At 32.6% G+C, this 17,916-nt stretch carries 17 protein-coding genes and 1 tRNA gene; 7 read left to right on the top strand and 11 right to left on the bottom strand.

All coding sequences use genetic code 11. From position 1 onward, the window contains the following. Positions 1 to 54 precede the first annotated feature (54 nt). From DM444_RS05300 to DM444_RS05275, 6 genes are all read right to left on the bottom strand, one after another. Positions 55 to 1,386 (bottom strand): restriction endonuclease subunit S, encoded by a 1,332-nt coding sequence (locus DM444_RS05300; RefSeq protein ID WP_111284708.1) that lies wholly within the window; start codon positions 1,384 to 1,386, stop codon positions 55 to 57. Then, the gene (locus DM444_RS05295; protein ID WP_111284706.1) at positions 1,386 to 3,125 is read right to left on the bottom strand and encodes a type I restriction-modification system subunit M; all 1,740 of its coding nucleotides are present in this window, start codon (positions 3,123 to 3,125) and stop codon (positions 1,386 to 1,388) included. The genes DM444_RS05300 and DM444_RS05295 overlap by 1 nt, the downstream gene beginning before the upstream one ends. A 57-nt stretch (positions 3,126 to 3,182) precedes the next feature. Beyond that, complete coding sequence (locus tag DM444_RS05290) at positions 3,183 to 4,157, bottom strand: hypothetical protein (RefSeq protein ID WP_111284704.1); 975 nt, start codon at positions 4,155 to 4,157, stop codon at positions 3,183 to 3,185. 2 nt (positions 4,158 to 4,159) lie between these two features. Next, a complete protein-coding gene (locus DM444_RS05285; protein ID WP_111284702.1) occupies positions 4,160 to 5,809 on the bottom strand; it encodes an AAA family ATPase in 1,650 nt (549 codons plus the stop codon). 293 nt (positions 5,810 to 6,102) lie between these two features. Further along, on the bottom strand, positions 6,103 to 7,347 hold the full coding sequence (locus tag DM444_RS05280) for a relaxase/mobilization nuclease domain-containing protein (protein ID WP_111284700.1): 1,245 nt from the start codon (positions 7,345 to 7,347) through the stop codon (positions 6,103 to 6,105). Beyond that, on the bottom strand, positions 7,335 to 7,739 hold the full coding sequence (locus tag DM444_RS05275) for a plasmid mobilization protein (protein WP_239455595.1): 405 nt from the start codon (positions 7,737 to 7,739) through the stop codon (positions 7,335 to 7,337). Before DM444_RS05275 ends, DM444_RS05280 begins: the two co-directional genes overlap by 13 nt. A gap of 164 nt (positions 7,740 to 7,903) precedes the next feature. On the opposite strand from DM444_RS05275, the gene DM444_RS23990 reads away from it, so the two are divergent. Further along, positions 7,904 to 8,026, top strand: a complete 123-nt coding sequence (locus tag DM444_RS23990) for a hypothetical protein (RefSeq protein WP_262510491.1) — start codon at positions 7,904 to 7,906, stop codon at positions 8,024 to 8,026. 352 nt (positions 8,027 to 8,378) lie between these two features. Next, complete coding sequence (locus DM444_RS05270; protein WP_111284696.1) at positions 8,379 to 9,368, top strand: DUF4062 domain-containing protein; 990 nt, start codon at positions 8,379 to 8,381, stop codon at positions 9,366 to 9,368. 110 nt (positions 9,369 to 9,478) lie between these two features. On the opposite strand, the gene DM444_RS05265 is transcribed toward DM444_RS05270, so the two are convergent. After that, positions 9,479 to 9,871, bottom strand: a complete 393-nt coding sequence (locus DM444_RS05265; RefSeq protein WP_111284694.1) for a helix-turn-helix domain-containing protein — start codon at positions 9,869 to 9,871, stop codon at positions 9,479 to 9,481. Positions 9,872 to 10,044: 173 nt separating this feature from the next. On the opposite strand from DM444_RS05265, the gene DM444_RS05260 reads away from it, so the two are divergent. The 5 genes from DM444_RS05260 to DM444_RS05240 all read left to right on the top strand — a co-directional run bounded on the left by DM444_RS05260 (position 10,045) and on the right by DM444_RS05240 (position 13,621). Continuing rightward, positions 10,045 to 10,899, top strand: coding sequence for a hypothetical protein (locus DM444_RS05260; protein ID WP_239455592.1), 855 nt, complete (start codon positions 10,045 to 10,047; stop codon positions 10,897 to 10,899). Between the two features lie 11 nt (positions 10,900 to 10,910). Further along, the gene (locus DM444_RS05255) at positions 10,911 to 11,249 is read left to right on the top strand and encodes a hypothetical protein (RefSeq protein WP_111284690.1); all 339 of its coding nucleotides are present in this window, start codon (positions 10,911 to 10,913) and stop codon (positions 11,247 to 11,249) included. A gap of 28 nt (positions 11,250 to 11,277) precedes the next feature. Continuing rightward, positions 11,278 to 11,595 (top strand): hypothetical protein, encoded by a 318-nt coding sequence (locus DM444_RS05250; protein ID WP_111284688.1) that lies wholly within the window; start codon positions 11,278 to 11,280, stop codon positions 11,593 to 11,595. A 294-nt stretch (positions 11,596 to 11,889) separates the two neighbouring features. Further along, the gene (locus tag DM444_RS05245; protein WP_162614921.1) at positions 11,890 to 12,162 is read left to right on the top strand and encodes a hypothetical protein; all 273 of its coding nucleotides are present in this window, start codon (positions 11,890 to 11,892) and stop codon (positions 12,160 to 12,162) included. Next, positions 12,059 to 13,621 (top strand): recombinase family protein, encoded by a 1,563-nt coding sequence (locus DM444_RS05240; RefSeq protein ID WP_111284811.1) that lies wholly within the window; start codon positions 12,059 to 12,061, stop codon positions 13,619 to 13,621. Before DM444_RS05245 ends, DM444_RS05240 begins: the two co-directional genes overlap by 104 nt. Here DM444_RS05240 and DM444_RS05235 read toward each other — a convergent pair. The 4 genes from DM444_RS05235 to ftsA all read right to left on the bottom strand — a co-directional run bounded on the left by DM444_RS05235 (position 13,575) and on the right by ftsA (position 17,916). Continuing rightward, positions 13,575 to 13,648 (bottom strand) — tRNA-Arg (locus DM444_RS05235). The genes DM444_RS05240 and DM444_RS05235 overlap by 47 nt on opposite strands. Before the next feature lie 83 nt (positions 13,649 to 13,731). Continuing rightward, positions 13,732 to 14,181, bottom strand: coding sequence for a GatB/YqeY domain-containing protein (locus tag DM444_RS05230; RefSeq protein ID WP_111284684.1), 450 nt, complete (start codon positions 14,179 to 14,181; stop codon positions 13,732 to 13,734). Positions 14,182 to 14,439: 258 nt separating this feature from the next. Continuing rightward, positions 14,440 to 16,416: a cell division protein FtsZ gene (ftsZ, locus tag DM444_RS05225; protein ID WP_111284682.1), complete on the bottom strand. Its 1,977-nt coding sequence runs from the start codon at positions 16,414 to 16,416 to the stop codon at positions 14,440 to 14,442. Positions 16,417 to 16,506: 90 nt separating this feature from the next. After that, complete coding sequence (ftsA, locus tag DM444_RS05220) at positions 16,507 to 17,916, bottom strand: cell division protein FtsA (RefSeq protein ID WP_111284680.1); 1,410 nt, start codon at positions 17,914 to 17,916, stop codon at positions 16,507 to 16,509.

Raw genomic sequence — 17,916 nt, 5'->3', positions numbered from 1 at the left:
TTAATTAATAAGTTGTAAACGAAGGATATTTCATCTTTATTCAGACGGCTTTGGTCACTTTCGTACATCTATTTTGCCCGTAACTACTTCTGAGATTAATGATTGGCGATAAATTTGAAGTTTATCAATAGCGCTCTCAATTTTCAAAATCGTCTTTTGAAAAGAATTAAATTCTTTATCAATTTTGCGAGAAATAGCCAATTGTTCGCTTTCTGGTGGCACAGGAATAGAAATGTTTAATAGAACAGAAGAATTTATTGCTGGATAACTTACTCCAACTGATAAGGATATTATTTCATCAATAAAGCTCTCTGATTTTACAACTACACCCAAAAAATCAGATTTAATTTTCTGTGCTCTTAAAACTGCGAAACCAGTAGAAACGATAAAGTTGTTATAATCAACATTAACCTTAGTTATAGCTTTTAAATAGGTTCTTACAGTTGAAAGAATTATATCATTTTCTTTGATGATTCTTCTTGCTCTTGATGGTGCTTGAGAAAATCTCATTTTAGTGAAATTCTCCACGCCATTTTCTAAAGAAACATCTCCAATTTCAATATAATTAATAATTGAATCCTTATCATGTTTGTCATTTAGAGCGTCATCATTGCAAGAAACAACATACTTCAATTTTTTAACTTCCCAATGATTTGGAATTTCTCCCATCCATTCAATACCACTAGATTTCATTGGTACGTTAATATTTAAACCTTTAGTTACTGCTTCATTAATAATGGCTTGACGTTTTTCTTTTAGGAGTTCTATCAGTCTTTTTTTCTTTAAAATACTTGAATTAATTAAATTGATTTTATAATCAAGGAAATTAGCAATTTGAATTTGTTCGTGTTTATCAAATGGAGCAAAAATGGGGAAATTATTAATTTTCCCAACTTGAATATTAATTCGCGTAAAACCTTTTGCCTCATTTGATAGAATTTCCCTGTAATGCCCACTTAGTAATAAATAGTTTAAAAACTCTGGACTAAAATTTTCGTCAAATATTCTGAAACCTCTGCAAAAACTATTTAAATAGGTATCTTCTAAATTATCAATTAAGACAGCTGTTTTTCCAATATCAGTAAAATTTTCAGAACTCATCAAGAAAAATAAATCGCCCTTTTTTACTTTGTTTTGCTCCTCGTTCGGTTTAATTTCTACTAAATCAAATAGAGTTGGATCAATTTTTATATTATTTGCAATATTTTTGAAATTGATGTAAGGACGACTTAAAGGACTATCTTCATTATAAAAATCACTTCCAGATTTACCAGTCAAACCACTGTATAAATTACCTATGTACTTTAATTTGATAAGTTTCCAGTGGTGAGGAACTTCTTTGATACCTTCTATATTCGCAGTTCTGTATTTTTCGTACCTTTTCATTAGTTTAACAATTCATTGAGCAAAATACTTATTTCACTTTCAAGTGTAATTATTTCTGTTTTTACTTCGATGGCAGTGCGTAAACTTTTATATTTATAAAAGTATTTTGCAAAGTTTATTTCATAACCAATCCGTGTTTTGTCAAAATCTATCCACGCATCTGGCAAGTGTGGTATAACTTCCTTTTTAAAATAATTTTCAATATCTGAATTTAAAGGTACATTCTCTTTGTCCCGTTTTTTGCTGTCAGGTTTTGGTTTTTTGTTTTTATCAATAATTTTTTTCCCCTTATTATCATACATGGGTTGTTCCACTGTCAGTTGATAAAAACCAAAATCATCGTTATTAAATATTTTACAATCTTTGGCTGTTTCAAAATTTGTGTATATGTCCAAAATTTGTGTAATATGAGTATTTGTGATCTCATTACGTTTATTGCCTAAACTTTTTTTGTTAGATCGACAATAATCAATAGCATTAATTAACTGTACTTTTCCTTTTCTTTTTTTTTCTTTTTTATTAGTCAAAAACCAAATATAAGTATTTATGCCTGTGTTGTAAAACATATCTTTGGGTAAAGCTACAATGCACTCTAGCCAATCGTTTTCTATTATCCATTTACGAATATCACTTTCGCCAGAACCAGCATCTCCTGTAAAAAGTGGTGAACCATTGGTAACAACTGCGATACGACTACCTTCGGGTTCCATTTTTGAAATCATATGTTGTAAAAAAAGAAGTTGTCCATCAGAGGTTCTTGGAGTACCTGCATAAAAACGTCCTGCTGGATTTAAGGCTTCATTTTCAATAAAGCGCTGATCTTTTTTCCATGTTACACCATAGGGAGGATTTGCCATCATATAATGGAAATGTTTACCTTGAAAATAGTCCTCGGAAAAAGAGTTTCCGTGTTTAATATTATTAGCTTCTTCCCCTGTTATTAATGCTTCAGATTTTGCAATCGCATACGATTGCTCATTTAATTCTTGTCCGTATGTTTGAATTATTGGTTTCTTGTTACTGTCTTTAAGTAAAATATCAAGTATATAGTTTTTACCAAGATTAACCATTCCTCCTGTTCCACAAGCTGGATCAAAAATAGTACGAATTATACCTGTTTGTGATAAAGCCTCTTTTTCTGTCGAAAACATAATTGCATTCATCAATGCAATTACATCACGAGGAGTAAAATGTTCTCCTGCAGTTTCGTTAGATTGTTCATTTGATATACGAATTAATTCTTCAAAAACGTAACCCATACCGTGATTGTCAATTTTATCGCTATGCATATCAATTCGGCATATCGCATCAATCATTTCATACAATAATTTATTTTTAATCAAACGGGCTACAATCTTATCAAACTGGAAGTTATCTAATATATCACGAACTTCCTTATTAAAACCATTAAGATAATTATTAAAGTTTATTTCAATATTGCGAGCATCATCTTTTAAAGAGTGTAGGGTATGCTGAGAAATATTATAAAATTTTAGTCCACCAGCTGATTTTCTTAAAATTGGATCTAATTTTTCTTCTGCGACTTTTTCTTTAAACTTAATATATGTCTCACGAACGTTTTCATTCAAACCATCTAAGATGCAATCTAGGCGTCGAATAACCACAAATGGAAGTACAACATCTCCTATTTCATTTTTTTTAAACGCATCACGCAATACGTCGTCCGTGATTTGCCATATGAAACCTACTTCTACATTATTGTTACTGTTACTGCTCATTATTTTTTTTAATTTTATTCTGCAAATATAAGGGTTAGAAGGTTTAATGCGGAGGTTTTAGAAAGTTAAAAAATTACATTGTTTATCCCCAATAATGAAGGCTGGATTGTTGACTTTAAGATGGTTTATCTGAATTTGTAAATCATTAAATACTTCATTTGCCAACTTATGATTTTCAGCATTTGCAAGGCTAGAATATCCTATTTCTTTACCTTTTGTAATCCTATGTCCTTGATTATTAAAAAAATTGAATGTATCTCCAGAATTAATTCTTTTGTAATTAGTTAATATTGTTCTGTCGTGCTCTTTGCTTGTTTTAATAAGGGTGAAATTTGGCTGTACATTTGTAGTCTTGTTTAAAACAGCTCTAATTTTAGGTAATAAAACAGGATAGTCTACATCAATATTACCTGGGTTAGTAAATACAACAATATTCGTTTTTACCTTTATTATTTCTGACAAAACCTCTAAATAGCTAATAAGATTGACATCAACAGTATCTGTATCTGTATCTTTATTTTTTAAAATAAATGGATCAACAATAATAATATCTGTTAATGGTAAAGAAAATGATGAAAGATCACTCCAAGTACTAAAAGTACTGGATGAAATCCTCCATCTTTTTTCAAAAATATAATCTCTCTGAAATAGAAATAATTTATTAAACAATTCTATTTCTTCCCCTGGTTTTGCCATTAATAATGTACCAGTATTATTTAAGGCATCAAAGCGTTCATCACTGATTAAATAAGCAGATGATAATTGATTTGAATTAAAATTTTTATACGTATTTGATTTGAGAGGTCTTGGAGGAAAATTGCTTCCAAATGAAAAAGAATTATTTTCCCCTACTCCTTCTTGAAATGAGGAGTACCAAGCCATCAGTTTATCATCAGATTTTAAATCTTCTTTAGGGAAGTTGAAATAAACATTTAATTGTTTTTTTAATGTTTTTATACAATCATCATATAAGTCATCTGCCTTTAGATTTACAAACGACAATAAATTTTCCTTGTCAATATAAATATCCATGTTTATGGTAAATCAAAAATTAAATTATTGTTTACATCATAAAATCCTGTTCCAAATTCATTTGTGAATCTACCGTCGAATCTGTAATTCATTTGGTATGGTCCATTTTCAAGATCAAAATAATGAATTTTAAAAGGATTAGGATTTAATCCGTCAGGATTGGTATATCCATTTTCAGCAACTAATAACTGTGATTTTCTAATAAGATACTCAGAATGTGTCTCAATAATGAAATGAATCCCATATTCTACATTTACCGTATGAAAGAAGCTTGATAATTTACTTTGTAATGCTGGGTGCAAGTTTAATTCTGGCTCTTCAACAATGATTGTAATTTGTTTCAGATTGTTTCTATGTTTGCGCATAATAGTTGCAACTCTTAGTATTAACATCATTGCTTGTAAAGATCCCATTCCTTTATCTGCCAGATGAGCAGTATTCTGCTCTTCGTCAATTACATAAAATTCATAAGCCTCACCTGCATAAAATTCAATATTAAAATCTTCGCCTACTTCAAATTTTTTCATCCATTTTTTTACAAAAATGTATTCAGAATGTTCAGGATATATTTTGGATTGCTTAAAATCATGAATAGCTTGTGCAAGATTATTTTGTTTATCTCTAATTGAAAAAAGAGCAGATTGTTTGCTTGGATTAGCTCCTAGATAGTATAAATGAACATCTTTAATTGCTCTAATAGAGTTTTCAATTGATTTTGATAACTCATGTCTATAATTGTCAATATCAACTAATTCTTGTATTTTTTCTTCAAGTGTTTGATCTGTTAATTCTAAAAGTTCAATTTTTTTATTTATGATATCTATCTTATTCTTATTTTCTTTTACTTCCCTACTATCTGTACTACTTTCAATAATTTTCTTTGCTTTTGCTATTTCATCTACGTAATTCTTAAGCTTACGAATTTCTGCATCATTCTGGAATGTAAAATCACTAACAAACTCTTGTAAAATTGTATCTTCAGTTTTGTTTTCTAAATTTGATTTTAATGAATAAGAAAGATTGAAGAGTTCGCCATTCTCATCCTCATCGCTTTCTTTTTTTAAATTCTTATTTAAGGAGTCTATTTTTTCTTTTAAGCTGTTGTATCGATCTAAAACTCGCAAGCCTTCTGGTGATATTTTTTTAAAATCATCCTTTTGTATTTCTTTGCCTATTTCTTCCCATTCCTTAATTAAATCATCTAGAGCGTCGAATTTTGTTATAAGTTTAGGAGTGGATTTGGAAATATTTATAATTTCTGTGATATAATTAATTTCAAAAGTGGTATTTAAATTTTGGTCGCTTATTATAACCCGTGATACACTTGCACTTGTATCGTCATTTTCGCCATAGATAAAAATTGAAAAAACATAATCTTCTATTTCGATTTGAAACGAGATTTCATTAGTACTTTGTAGTTTATTATTTTTAGCTCTTCCAAAAGTTATAATATTAGCATCTTCTAAAGATTTATTAGTAAATGAAAACTCATTATACTGTTGATTTTGTAAGTAATCTAAAACTAGCAGAATAGCTTTGACCATTGTTGATTTTCCAGAGTTATTTCTTCCTACCATTATTGAGATTTTACCAAGTTCTAAAGTTGGAAATTCAACAAAACGGCGAAAGTTTTTAAAAGATATTTTTTTCATTTTATTATTTGTGAAAACTTGTATTGTGAAATGTTAATAAAGAATGACCTTGATAATCTTAATGGTGTATCATGACACAATAATACAAAAAAGCTTACAGTTTAGTCACTAATTGAATTTAAAAATCAATTATTAAATTTTGAAAAACTATGTTATATAAAATTATTGTTAAAATAAGAATTAAGTGAATTATAATATTCGTGATTTTTAAAATATGACTTATTAAGGAAAGTAATGTGATCGTTAATAGAAGAAAAAGTATAACAAAATAAAATGTGACGTATCGTTTTGTTTTAAACTACATTTTTAATTCTTCTTTTTCTCTTTTTTCTAAATTGATTCGAAAAATATTCATTTATCTTTTCACCACGAAGCAAAATATCAGCAAGATTTTCTTTGACATATTCCCTCGAAGCTAGATCTTGAATCTTCACAGTATCTGTTGAAATAGAGTTCTGATGCTTTTTTTCAAATGCTAGTATGTTGTAAGCACAGCTCTCTCGAATCCCTTTTGCAGTGAACTCTTTTCCCAGACTACTTCCATTGAAAACGGATCTGGTTTTATGGTCAACATAAGTTATTCCGTAAAGCTGTCCTTCCCTGCTTTTTCTTAGTATCATGTGAATGCTTTCAGATTCTAATATCCTGGATAATTTTTCGGGAGAAAATATGGTTTCACGACAGAAAGCCACATTTACGGCATTTTTTACATATTTTTTAAAAGACTCTTTCTCTAAGTCATTAGTTTTAAATTTTTCTTCCAGAAATTTTAAGGTCGGCCTGCTGTAAAATTCGCTGGCTTTTATTGGCACGCCTATCGGTTTTGATTTCTGATCAAGTATTTTGTAAAGCAGTCCATTGTTTTTAAAAACTCTTGATTCCTCACTTCCTCTGTCAGCATGAACATTATAGAGGTTTAAAACTGCATTGAGTTCAGGCAGACTTGAATATTTGTAATCAAATAAAACCTTATTTAAAACTGAATTAATCGCCTTTCTGGACTCTGCTTTTCCGTATTGGACTCTACCGACATCTATCGGATTTAGAGAAAATTGTTCTTTCTGTTTTCTTCCTTCGGCTTTTACAAGTCCGAACATTTCTTCAATTTCTTTTCTTGCAGGTTCTGATTTTTTAACGCCTATCAGATGCAGATCAATTCTTTTCCCGTCTCTCTGGATATTATTTGTGACTACGTGCAGATGAGGATGTCCCGCATCATGGTGCTGATAGACCAAATAGGGCTGTTTCCCAAAACCTATTTTTTCCATATAAGTGTCCGCAATTTCAATCAGCTTTTCTTTAGAATGATTTTCCGACGGATCAAAATTGAGCGATATGTGAACGCTGTTCCGTTTTGTATTTTCGTTAAGCGAAGACAGGTTTAAAAAACGGTTCAGCTTCTGGGTAAAGCTTAACTTCTCCAATTCCAATGGATAGTTTACGGCATTGATGCACTCAGCCACTCCTACCTTAACTTTGTTTTCGTTATAGTTGAGAATGCTGTTTATTGAACGGCTGGTTTTTATCACTGCAACCATCGTTCAGATATTTTTTGGGTGTGGCCGGAAACTTCATCTATTTTCTCAAAAAGTTTTTTTCTCTGCACTTCAAACAGATAAAGATGCCCTTTGAAGTCGGGAATCATTTTCAGTGTATTTACTTTTCTGGCAATCTGGTTGATGTTGTTTCCAATTGAACGGAGTTCTGAAGTAAGCACAACGGTTTCTTCCATAAGTTCGTCTAATGACTGGTTACGGTATGTGCTTGTGATCGGTCTGCTGAATAAGTGTTTTCGAATATAATCACTTAATTTTCTGCAGGTGCTTGCCTTGAACTGGCTTTCAATTTTTGCATACTCTTTCTCTGTCAGGCGCAGGGTTATTCTGCGTGATCTGTTTGAATTTTCTCTTTCCATCATTTTCCTTTTCATTGTTTTCAAACTCTCTTCTTTTAAGATTCTCCACCGCCGAGTTCCGAGGCAGAAGGTGGCAAGATAGGCGGTTGTCAGACAACCGTACATCTTGCTGATCACAGGAACGAGGTGATCTTTGGAGATTTTTAAAAGCAGGCTTCTAATTTAAAGAAAATATTTGAATGTATCATGCTCAAAATATGGTCATGATGGCTGTAGAATGTTACAATGAAATACTTAAAAAAGAAAAAGGAAAAAAAGAAAGCAGTCTTCAATTGGACAGTCAGACAGGTGAAGTGCTATAAGTCCCGAAGGGCATTTTTTGAGGAACGAGGAAAAATGTTATGTGCACTTCTCTGACTGTGTCCAATACTTTGCTTTGCTTTTTTTCTTTTAGATGGTTTAAACTGGAGTGGATATTAGTAATTCTTAAGCATTGTTGTAGCAGTATTTTTAGAGAAACCAAACGGTTAGCTTGATTTTAATATTTTCGAAGACAATTTTTATTTTATGGAAAACCGTACGATTTATCTGTTTTTTTTATGTAGTATTGTCATGTTTAACAATATTTTTCAAATATCTACACAGCGATAGAAATTGATATATGCTACTATACAAAAACTGTTTTAAAAGTTTCAGTAATTATAACAAAAGAATATGAACAAAAGGTATCAGGTATTCGTGAGCTCCACGTTCGCGGATTTAAAGGATGAAAGATCTAAAGTCATTCAGACAATTATGGAGCTTGATTGTATCCCAGCGGGTATGGAGATTTTTCCGGCTATTGATGAAGAGCAGTTTGAATTTATAAAGAAAATAATTGACGATTGTGATTACTATATTTTAATTATAGGAGGTAGATATGGCTCTACATCTTTAGAAGGAATTAGTTATACAGAGATGGAATATGATTATGCAATCAGTAAAAATATTAAGGTTATGGCATTTCTTCATTCACATCCTGAAGAAATACCACTTGGCAAGTCAGAACTAGATTCTTCTTTAAGAGCTAAATTGGATGAATTTAGAAAGAAGGTCTCGACAGGTCGCCTTATCAAATTTTGGAGGGTAGCGGAAGAACTTCCAGGGCAGGTTGCACTTAGTCTATCCAAAACAATAAAAACTTATCCAGCAATTGGGTGGATAAGATCAAATACTTTAGTAGATACAGAGGTATACAAGGAACTTAATGAGGTGCGTAAAGAAAATAAAGCCTTACAAGCAGAAGTAGTGAAGGAAAATAAATTCCAACTTGAGAATCTTGCCGACCTTGAGGATAAAATTAAAATTACTGGTAAGCACAATTTTTACCACAATAGGCAACAATACTCTGATAATTGGGAAAAGGTTCTTACATGGGGAGAAATTTTTTCTTTAATATCACCATATTTGCTCGATATTCCAGATGATTCGAGTATAAAATCAACTATTGGAAGTACAATCTATAATTTAGTTGAGAATAAAAGATCAAGTGGAACAACATATTTGGATGATCAAATATTTCAAACAATAAAAATTCATTTAACTGCTATAGATTTTATTACTGTTGATTATTCTGCTAATAACAAAGGAGGCAAAAGTTTATTTTGGAAGATAACCGAAAACGGCAAACAAGTTATGATGCAAATGCGTAGTGTAAAGAAATAAAACTTAAAGCTTACTTTTCTAAAAGTTTATAAGCTAGTAAATAAAAAGAGGCCTTTTGGTCTCTTTTTATTTTTACTTGAATTGATATATCTTTTATTCTTTTATAAAGATTATTTGGCTTTAAGTAATTTTTCCAAATATTCAACTTTGTCTTTTTCAGCTTGAACTAATCGTTCATATAGTTCAACAACTTTATCTAGAGGATTAAAGTTAATGGTATCTTGTCTGCCAAAATTATTATTTGCAACTGCTTCATTAAAAGTGTTGAAATAATTGATTACACCTTCATCAGAAAAATTTTTAATTGCTTCTACAGTTACTCCCAAGGCTTTTGCAACTTCTGCTAATTTTTCATCGTCGATATCTTCACTATTTTCTAATATCGAAACAGTCTGCTGGTTTGTTCCCATAGCCTGTGCCAGTGCTTCCTGCTTCATGTCTTTCAGTTCACGGATACGGCTGATTTTGCGCCCCATGTGGTTTGGTTTTGTTAATGTACTCATAGCTCAAAGATAATAATTAAGAATAAATAAGCGGGATTCATGTATGATACAAAAAATCTCATGTACGGTACGGGAAAATTTGATACCGTACGGTACAAGTAATTGCTTACTTGCCTGTGTGTTAAACAAAAATACAATTTTTCAGACAAGTATTAACTAAAATGAGTAAAATTATGAAAGCAATTCAAAACACCACATCCGATTTAATTTATCGAGTAATTTCCCAGAACATCGATTCGATAGGCATTTACTGTTTTGCAAAGAAGAAAAGCAGTTATACTTTTAATGAGCCTTTTCAAAAGCCTGTTCAAAAAGAAAAACATGTTCATCTTTATCTGCTAATTATTGCAGAAGAATTTGAGGATAACATAGGAAATGATATTACAGATAAGATTAAGAGCAGATCGAAAGGTATGATAACCGTTACTATTCTTATGCACCGCCTGCGAAATATTGTGAAATTATATGGCGACCAGCAGTTATTCTTATGCAATATTATTAAGAACTCGCAGGCTCTGTTTATTGATGACGAAAAGCATCCCAGAATTGACATCGATTATGGGGTACGCCATGTAAAAAGTACCACATTATACGCTGGAGACCGAAGCAGTGTTTCTGCATCGATCTGGGATCTTATTTACAATAATGATCAGTATTTTTCTTACGAAGTCAGAATGAGTTGCCTTCATCAGATTGTAGAGCAAACATGCCTTTCACTTATAAGGGTATTTCTGGGGTACACTCCTAACCATTTTTCTATGGGCTACTTATTTGAACTATGTGAATACTTTACAAGTATAACTTCTGATTACTTCCCCCGAAACAGCAGGGATGAAAAAAATATGTTCAGACTTCTGAAAAAGAATCCGAACACGCTTCGATTCAGCAGAAGAAACAGCTCTGATTATCTGTACTATCAGCTGATGGAAGACAGATGCCGTGATTTTATGAAAGAGGCAGAAGTTATGATTCAGAAGGAACTGGAAAGACTTGCGGAAATTCATCAGGATGTGACTTTATCAGCATAAAAAATGAAGTTATGGAAACTGATGAAATCAAAAGACTGGAGAATATCAGGGTATTAAGCGGAAGAATGCTAAATACCCTGAAACCAGCAGTTGATAAAAGGGGGATGTACAATGCAGAGATAAGAGTTTATGATTATCAAGAGCTTGCTTGTGTTATAAGAAACCTGATGAAGCTCTGCATTATCGCTTTAGATCAGGAAAGCGCAGAAGTTCCGCCTACGATTGAAAACCAATACATTGATGTGGGACTTATACTGGGAATTGCACTGCAGTTATTTCCAGTTGACGAATTTGAATTTTTAAATGAGATTGCTGATCTGTTTTCAGAAAATAAAGAAGAAACGGAATAGCATAGATTAAGATTAATATTTTAAAATTATGGAAACTGATAAAATAAAAACATTGCAAGAATTTAAAGATTTTGCATCCTATCATTTTAAACTGCTGAAACCTACTCAAGACAAAGGTGGGGAATCAATACGTGAGATAAGATTTTATGGTTACACAGATATGACTTGTCTGGGAGTGAATCTTATTAAAATGTGCTTGAATGTGGTTTATTCGGATGAACTTGATAACAGGGAAATATACATAGGCTCTGTTCTCGAGCTTGCTCTTCAGCTCATTCCAAGTGCCGAAATAGAGGTTCTGGATGAAATATACAGAATGGTAAATGAGAAGAGCGAAGATAAGTGAACACTAAACTAAATAAGGCTATCCATAATGATAGAACTATTTTTATGTACATATTATGTCCATGACATTGACAGAAAAGCGATTTATCTTTGGGAGAGAATCTGAAAATGGATTGATTGATGATAGGTAAATTTTACTTATGATCTTCAGCGAATTAGGTTTTATATTTGTGTTATCCCCACCATATTTTGATCAGGATAAAATAAAAAAAGTGTTATAACTTTATAGCGATGAATGATTGTGGAACAAAAAAGACCGAGACTCGGTCTTTTTTTAATGAAGAGGAATTGTCAAATGAGAAATGAAGATGAGAATGAAAGAGGAAAAATGACGGCAGAGCAAGCCATGAAAATGCTGAAAGATGAAAATGTAGATGTAACGCTTGAACAGGCAGGTAAAGTATTAGATTTTGTACGACTGCTTGCTAAAGTAACAGTTTTAAATTATTTAAAGAGGAAGAGGGATGAAAAAGACAGCGGATTTATATTTGAGAGTGAGTACAGACGAGCAGGCGGAAAAGGGTTACTCGCAAAGAAATCAAGAGGAAATGCTAAGAAAGTACTGTGAGATTAATTCTATTGCTGTAAGGGATGTTATTTATGAAGACCATTCTGCAAAAACGTTTAATAGACCCAAATGGAAACTTTATCTAGCAACCATTAAAAGGTATAAAAATAAAACGGATTTGATCTTATTTACCAAATGGGACAGGTTCAGCAGAAATGCTGGCGATGCATACCAGATGATAAATACTTTAAGAAGACTTGGAGTCGAACCTCAAGCAATAGAACAGCCTTTGGATTTGTCTATTCCAGAAAACAAAATGATGCTTGCTTTTTATCTTGCAGCTCCTGAAGTAGAAAATGACAGACGGGCATTAAATACTTTTCACGGTATGAGAAGAGCCAGAAAAGAGGGACGATATATGGGACTGGCTCCTTCTGGTTACATAAATAAAATAACCGAGGATGGTAAGAAATATATAACTTTTGACCAGCCTGAAGCATCCATACTAAAGTGGTGTTTTGAAGAAATTGCAAAAGATATTTTTAATACAGAACAGATTTTTCTTCAGGCAAAAAGAAAAGGACTTAAGACAAGTAAAAATAATTTCTGGAGACAGATCCGTAATCCTCTTTATTGTGGAAAAATTTTAATTCCTAAATTCAAAGACGAGGAAGCAAAATACGTAATGGGTTCACACGAACCATTAATTTCTGAGGCGCTGTTTTATCTTGTTCAAGATGTTTTAGAAGGACGAAGAAAGAATTTCAGAACTAAATCTGCAATCTCCGAACCATTTCCCCTTAAAGGCTTGTTTAAGTGCCCTCTATGCGATAAAATCTTAACCGCCAGCATATCTAAAGGAAGAAACAGCCATTATTCATATTATCATTGTTATAAAGGCTGTAATTACAGAATCAGATCTTGTGAGGTTAACCGCATTTTCTATGAACAGTTACAAAAGTATATTCCAAAACCTGAAACAGAAAAGATTTACATAACAGCTGTTAAAGAATATTTCAATGATTTCAACAAAGAATCACTTGCAGAAAAAAACAGAGTCATTTCTCAGCTAAAGGAATTTGAACAGAAGATTTCTTATATCCGAGATTTGCTCGCTTCAAGAAAGATTGAAGTGAAAGATTACACTGAGATGAAAACGGATTATGACAATAAAATTCATCGACTTGAAATTAAATTAGCAGATTTAGCTGGAGAGAATATTAGTCTTTCGGATTTATTAAAAACGGGAATTAAAAATTTGATGAAGCTTAATGAATGCTGTAGTGAAGCGGATTTAACTCATTTTCGAAACATTATTGGTTCAATATATCCTGAAAAATTCACAATTGAAGAAAAGCAGTTTCGAACCGCAAGAATAAATGAGGTCGTTCAGGTAGTTTACTTAATTAATGAGGAATTAGCCCCAAAGAATAACGGGACAAAGAAGAAAAAATCTTCTTTGTCCCGTCAAGTGACCCCGGAGGGGTTCGAACCCCCAACCCTCAGAGCCGAAATCTGATATTCTATCCAGTTGAACTACGAGGTCATTTTTATTTATGATTTCAGATTATAGATTTTAGATTACCTATTGGAATCTAAAATCTACACTCTAAAATCTAAAATTATTATTTACGAAAGTAATTTTTTCACAATTGTAGAAATGGTTTTTCCTTCAGCAGTTCCGCCTAATTGAGCAGATGCTAATCCCATTACTTTACCCATTGAAGCAATTCCAGAAGCTCCTGTTTCAGCAATGATTTTTGCTACTACAGCTTCTACTTCTTCTTCGCTTAATTGAGTCGGTAAAAACTTCTCGATTACAGCAACTTGAGCCAATTCTGGTTCTGCTAAATCTGGACGGTTTTGTTCTGTAAAGATTCTTGCGCTTTCTTTACGAGTTTTAACCAATCTTTGAAGCAATTTTATTTCTTCATCTTCAGATAAATCTTCTTTAGATCCTGAAGCTGTTGATGCTAATAATAATTCTGATTTAACAGCTCTTAAAGCTTCTAAAGCTACAGTATCTTTTGCTTTCATGGCCGTTTTGATTTCGTCCATGATTTGTGTTTGTAAACTCATGTTTATGTTTTATTTAAAATAAGCTAATGCCTATTAATTGATATATTAATTTGTTTTTTCAACTAATATCATAGTTTGTCAGGCTGAGCGAAGTCGAAGCCCTTTCCGACAAAAAGCCCTTCGACTTCGCTCAGGGTGACAATATTGTTTTTAAAATACTATTTTAAAAGTCAAATTTTGAAATTCTGTGCGAAGATAAAAAAAATAACCCGAAAATTAAATCCAATTTTCGGGTTACCAAATATTATGATTCTAAAATTAATCTACGTTATCGTGCAAAAATGAATTGTTTGAACGTAATTGTAAATCGTTGTTGCTATCTGTTCCAACAGAAATTCTAGAATTTGTATTATTAGATTGAGAATTAGACAAATCTATTCCTAATCTTTTGTAAGCTGGTTCTTTTTCCAACTCGTCAATTCTAGAAACATTATTATGGAATTTATAGTTAAACTCTTTTAGTTTCTTTCTTCTTTCTTCAGCTCTTAAACGTAATGTTTCTTCAATAGTTAATTCTAATGGAGAAACTTCAGAAGTTGTAGATAAATCTGGTTGGCTAGCGAAATCAACTCTTGGTTTCAACGTAATGTTTAATTCCTCTGGAATTGTATCTTCAACCACTTTTTCAACTGGCTTAGAAGCCAATAAATCGTTTTCAACTTCCATGTATTCTTCTAGAGAATATTTAATAATTCCGTTGTCTGAAACTTCAGTTACCGGAACAAATTGAACTGGATCGTTTACTTTAATATCACGAGTTTCATTAGTCAATTCAAACAAAACTCTATTATCTTCAACAACTGGCTCTCTTTTTACTGGCTCTTGTTTAAACAAAGGAAGATCAAAAGAGAAAGTTGTCTGTTCTTCTTTTTCAAATACTCTTTGCTGCTGAACTGGCTGCTGTTGCACTTCTTTTGCTGTTGGTGTTTCAGGAGCAGAAATTGTAAAATCGATATCTGTAATTGGCGAAACGATTTCGAAAGTCACATCTAAATTTTTGATAAACTCAGACATAACTACTAACTCTTCCTGATTGATTGCTGGAGCAACAGCTTTAGCAGTTGGAGTAAATGTTTCATCATCGTCAACTAAATCAAAAACAACTTTATCTTCAACTTTTGCTGTTGGTGTATCAACAGTTAAGTCAAAAGAAGAAATAGGTTTATTTGTTAAATTATGAACACTTCTTTGCTCGTCTTCTAACGTATGAATGATTTTCTTTGGCTCTGTATTTACAATTTCATTTTGTTGTTCTACATCAAAACCTGTAGCAATAATCGTTACAGCAATTGCTTCACCAAGAGTTTCGTCTTCACCAACCCCCATAATGATATTTGCATTGTAACCAGCTTCATCTTGAATGTGATCATTGATTTCTCCAATTTCGTCTAGAGTAATCTCATTAGTTCCAGAAACGATAAGCAACAATACGTTTTTGGCACCTGTAATTTTGTTGTCGTTTAACAATGGAGAATCTAAAGCAGAAACGATAGCATCTTTTGCTCTATTTTCACCTGTTGCCACAGAAGATCCCATGATAGCAGTTCCACTGTTAGCCAAAACAGTTTTCGCATCACGTAAATCGATATTTTGAGTATAGTGGTGCGTAATTACTTCAGCAATACCTCTAGAGGCTGTTGCCAAAACTTCATCCGCTTTAGAAAATCCTGCTTTAAAACCAAGATTTCCGTATACTTCTCTTAATTTGTTGTTGTTGATTACAATTAAAGAGTCGACTTGCTTACGCAATTTCTCGATTCCAATAATAGCTTGCTCCTGACGAACTTTCCCTTCAAACTGAAACGGAATCGTCACGATACCAACTGTTAATATTTCTCTTTCTTTTGCTAATTGAGCAATTACCGGAGCTGCACCAGTTCCTGTTCCTCCACCCATACCAGCAGTGATAAATACCATCTTAGTATTTCTATCTAACATTTTTTCAATATCCGAAATACTTTCGATAGCCGACTGCTGTCCAACGTCTGGATTTGCTCCTGCTCCTAATCCTTCAGTCAAATTAACTCCTAACTGGATTTTATTTGGTACTGAACTATTTTGAAGCGCTTGCGAATCGGTATTACAAACGATAAAATCTACGCCTTTAATACCTTGTTTGAACATATGGTTGATTGCGTTACTTCCGCCTCCACCTACACCTATTACTTTGATTACATTTGATTGATTTTTTGGTAAATCAAATGAAATACTTCCAAATTCTGAGTTGCTCATCATCTTTTTGGTTTTTTGAAATTCTTATTAAGTACATTTTTTACTTCTTGACTTGGGGCCAGAAAGTAATTTCCTTCTTCTTGTTTATTCTAATTATTCTGCGTTGTCTAAAAATTCTTTGATTTTGTCGACATATCGATCAAAAAATGATCTTCTTATTTTAGTTTCAGTAGATTCGTCTTTTGCCTTTTGACTTACGGTTTCTCTAGGTTCATCGATAGTTTCTACTTTCTCAACGTAGTTTTCTTCTACTTCGTATCGCTGTATTGGCTGAGTTGGGGCATTTCTATAAACCACTTTTGGTTGCTCATTAACCAATTCCATTCTCACAGCACTTTGCGAACTATTTTCGATACTGTTCATCACCAATCCAACAGCCGTTGCAAACAATGGACTAGAGATTTCTTCTCCAGAGTTTCCTGCTAAATGCTCATTTGGATATCCAATTCTCGTATCCATTCCTGTGATGTATTCTACAAGTTGTTTTATATGCTTTAATTGTGCACCTCCACCTGTTAATACAATTCCAGCGATTAGCTTTTTACGGGGATCTTCGTGACCGTATGCCTTAATTTCTGCAAAAACCTGTTCTACAATTTCCACAACTCTTGCGTGGATAATTTTAGATAAGTTTTTAAGCGAAATTTCTTTTGGTTCTCTTCCTCTTAAACCAGGAATCGAAACAATCTCGTTATCTTTATTTTCACCTGGCCAAGCAGATCCAAATTTTATTTTTAAAAGCTCAGCTTGTTTTTCGATAATCGAACATCCTTCTTTGATATCGTCTGTAATTACATTTCCACCGAAAGGAATTACCGCTGTGTGACGAATAATACCATCTTTGAAAATAGCTAAATCTGTTGTTCCACCACCAATATCGATAAGTGCAACACCAGCTTCTTTTTCTTCCTGACTTAAAACAGCATCAGCAGAAGCTAATGGTTCTAATGTCAAACCAGACAATTCAATTCCTGAACTCTGAATACATCTTCCAACATTTCTGATTGATGATGCCTGTCCAACTACAACGTGAAAACTAGATTCTAATCTTCCGCCGTACATTCCGATTGGCTCTTTAATTTCAGATTGCCCGTCGATTTTAAATTCTTGTGGCAAAACGTGAATAATTTCTTCTCCTGGTAACATCGCCAGTTTATTTACCTGATCGATTAGAAGCTGAATATCTTTTTCGCCAATTACTTCTTCTGGATTATTTCTGCTAATGTAATCCGTGTGCTGAATACTTCTGATGTGCTGTCCGGCAATACCCACAACCACATCTTTAATTTTGTATCCTGAATTATTTTCTGCTTCGATTATCGCCTGTTGTATCGATTGAATCGTCTGCGTAATGTTGTTTACTACTCCTCTGGCAACACCCAAACTTTTGGATTTACCAATGCCCAAAATCTCCAACTTACCATATTCATTTTTCTTGCCGATCATGGCAACGATTTTGGTTGTTCCAATATCTAGACCTACTGCAATATTATCTTTTTCCAT

This window comes from Flavobacterium ginsenosidimutans (genome assembly GCF_003254625.1).
GTDB classification, from domain to species: Bacteria; Bacteroidota; Bacteroidia; order Flavobacteriales; family Flavobacteriaceae; genus Flavobacterium; species Flavobacterium ginsenosidimutans.
The sequence above is the reverse complement of the archived record's forward strand: the minus strand, read 5'-3'. Positions and strand labels throughout refer to the sequence as shown.